1 rRNA gene is annotated in these 3,071 nt (G+C 50.6%); it reads left to right on the forward strand.

Annotation, left to right across the window (positions count from 1 at the left end):
- The first annotated feature begins 106 nt into the window (after positions 1–106).
- Positions 107–3,023, forward strand: a 23S ribosomal RNA gene (locus BM098_RS12900).
- Positions 3,024–3,071: the final 48 nt, after the last annotated feature.

Genomic DNA, 3,071 nt, shown 5'->3' on the forward strand with positions numbered 1-3,071 from the left:
CTTGTACCTTGAAAACTAGATAAAGAAGTATGACAAGACATCAAACTTTGAAAGAAATTAAGACCAAACGTCTTTTTACTGTAGTAATAAAGAGTTTACTCATATTAGTTAAGTAAGAAAGGGCGCACGGTGGATGCCTTGGCACTAGGAGCCGATGAAGGACGGGACGAACACCGATATGTTTCGGGGAGCTGTACGTAAGCGTTGATCCGGAAATTTCCGAATGGGGGAACCCATCACGTGTAATGACGTGAGATCATTAACTGAATCAATAGGTTAATGAAGGCAGACCTGGGGAACTGAAACATCTAAGTACCCAGAGGAAGAGAAAGCAAATGCGATTTCCTGAGTAGCGGCGAGCGAAACGGAATCAGCCCAAACCAAGAAGCTTGCTTCTTGGGGTTGTAGGACACATCATACGGAGTTACAAAAGTAGAATTTACACGAAGCGACCTGGAAAGGTCCGCCACAGAAGGTAACAGCCCTGTAGTGAAAAGATTTTACCCTCCGATGTGGATCCTGAGTACGGCGGAACACGTGAAATTCCGTCGGAATCCGGGAGGACCATCTCCCAAGGCTAAATACTCCCTAGTGACCGATAGTGAACCAGTACCGTGAGGGAAAGGTGAAAAGCACCCCGGAAGGGGAGTGAAAGAGATCCTGAAACCGTGCGCTTACAATTAGTCGAAGCCCGTTAATGGGTGACGGCGTACCTTTTGTAGAATGGACCGGCGAGTTACGATCCCCTGCAAGGTTAAGCCAGAAAAGGCGGAGCCGCAGCGAAAGCGAGTCTGAATAGGGCGAATAGAGTAGGTGGTCGTAGACCCGAAACCGTGTGATCTACCCATGTCCAGGGTGAAGGTCAGGTAACACTGACTGGAGGCCCGAACCCACGTATGTTGAAAAATGCGGGGATGAGGTGTGGGTAGGGGTGAAATGCCAATCGAACACGGAGATAGCTGGTTCTCTCCGAAATAGTTTTAGGACTAGCCTCAAGGCATGTATCTTGGAGGTAGAGCACTGATTGGACTAGGGGCCCCTACCGGGTTACCGAATTCAGTCAAACTCCGAATGCCAATGATATAACCTTGGGAGTCAGACTGTGGGTGATAAGGTTCATAGTCGAGAGGGAAACAACCCAGACCGTCAGCTAAGGTCCCAAAGTATACGTTAAGTGGAAAAGGATGTGGCGTTGCACAGACAACCAGGATGTTGGCTTAGAAGCAGCCACCATTTAAAGAGTGCGTAATAGCTCACTGGTCGAGTGACGCTGCGCCGAAAATGTACCGGGGCTAAACGTATCACCGAAGCTACGGATTGATCTTTGATCAATGGTAGGAGAGCGTTCTAAGTGCTGTAAAGTCAGACCGTGAGGACTGGTGGAGCGCTTAGAAGTGAGAATGCCGGTATGAGTAGCGAAAAAGAAGTGAGAATCTTCTTCACCGAATGCCTAAGGTTTCCTGAGGAAGGCTCGTCCTCTCAGGGTTAGTCAGGACCTAAGTCGAGGCCGAAAGGCGTAGACGATGGACAACAGGTTGATATTCCTGTACCACCTCCTTTTTGTTTGAGCGATGGGGGAACGCAGTAGGATAGGGAAAGCGCACGGATGGAAGTGTGCGTCCAAGCAATGAGTGAGTCAGATAGGCAAATCCGTCTGGCAATCACAGGTTGTGATGGGGAGAGAAATAAAGTATCGAAGTTCCCGACTTCACACTGCCAAGAAAAGCCTCTAGTGAGAAAAGTGGTGCCTGTACCGCAAACCGACACAGGTAGGCGAGATGAGAATTCTAAGGTGAGCGGGAGAACTCTCGTTAAGGAACTCGGCAAAATGACCCCGTAACTTCGGGAGAAGGGGTGCTTCTCATTCTGAGAAGCCGCAGTGAAAGGGCCCAAGCGACTGTTTAGCAAAAACACAGGTCTCTGCGAAGCCGCAAGGCGAAGTATAGGGGCTGACACCTGCCCGGTGCTGGAAGGTTAAGGGGACATGTTAGCTTTATAGCGAAGCATTGAACCGAAGCCCCAGTAAACGGCGGCCGTAACTATAACGGTCCTAAGGTAGCGAAATTCCTTGTCGGGTAAGTTCCGACCCGCACGAAAGGTGCAACGACTTGGGCACTGTCTCAACGAGAGACCCGGTGAAATTAAACTATGCGTGAAAATGCGCATTACCCGCGACAGGACGGAAAGACCCCGTGGAGCTTTACTGTAGCCTGATATTGAATATTGGCACAATTTGTACAGGATAGGTGGGAGCCTTAGAAGCGTGAGCGCTAGCTTACGTGGAGGCGCTGGTGGGATACCACCCTGATTGTGTTGATCTTCTAACCCAGGACCGTGATCCGGTTCGGAGACAGTGTCAGGCGGGCAGTTTGACTGGGGCGGTCGCCTCCCAAAGAGTAACGGAGGCGCCCAAAGGTTCCCTCAGAATGGTTGGAAATCATTCGTAGAGTGCAAAGGCATAAGGGAGCTTGACTGCGAGACCTACAAGTCGAGCAGGGACGAAAGTCGGGCTTAGTGATCCGGCGGTACCGAATGGAAGGGCCGTCGCTCAACGGATAAAAGCTACCCCGGGGATAACAGGCTTATCTCCCCCAAGAGTCCACATCGACGGGGAGGTTTGGCACCTCGATGTCGGCTCATCGCATCCTGGGGCTGTAGTCGGTCCCAAGGGTTGGGCTGTTCGCCCATTAAAGCGGTACGCGAGCTGGGTTCAGAACGTCGTGAGACAGTTCGGTCCCTATCCGTCGTGGGCGTTGGAAGTTTGAGAGGAGCTGTCCTTAGTACGAGAGGACCGGGATGGACATACCGCTGGTGCACCAGTTGTTCCGCCAGGAGCATAGCTGGGTAGCTACGTGTGGAAGGGATAAGTGCTGAAAGCATCTAAGCATGAAGCCCCCCTCAAGATGAGACTTCCCATCTGTAAAGAGTAAGATCCCTCAGAGACGATGAGGTAGATAGGTTCGAGGTGGAAGCATGGTGACATGTGCAGCTGACGAATACTAATCGATCGAGGACTTAACTAAATTTTTGTTTGATGATTGTTTACTTCTTATCTAGTTTTCAGGGTATAA

Origin of the sequence: Halolactibacillus halophilus (genome assembly GCF_900115605.1) — a bacterium.
In the GTDB taxonomy this organism is placed as follows: domain Bacteria; phylum Bacillota; class Bacilli; order Bacillales; family Amphibacillaceae; genus Halolactibacillus; species Halolactibacillus halophilus.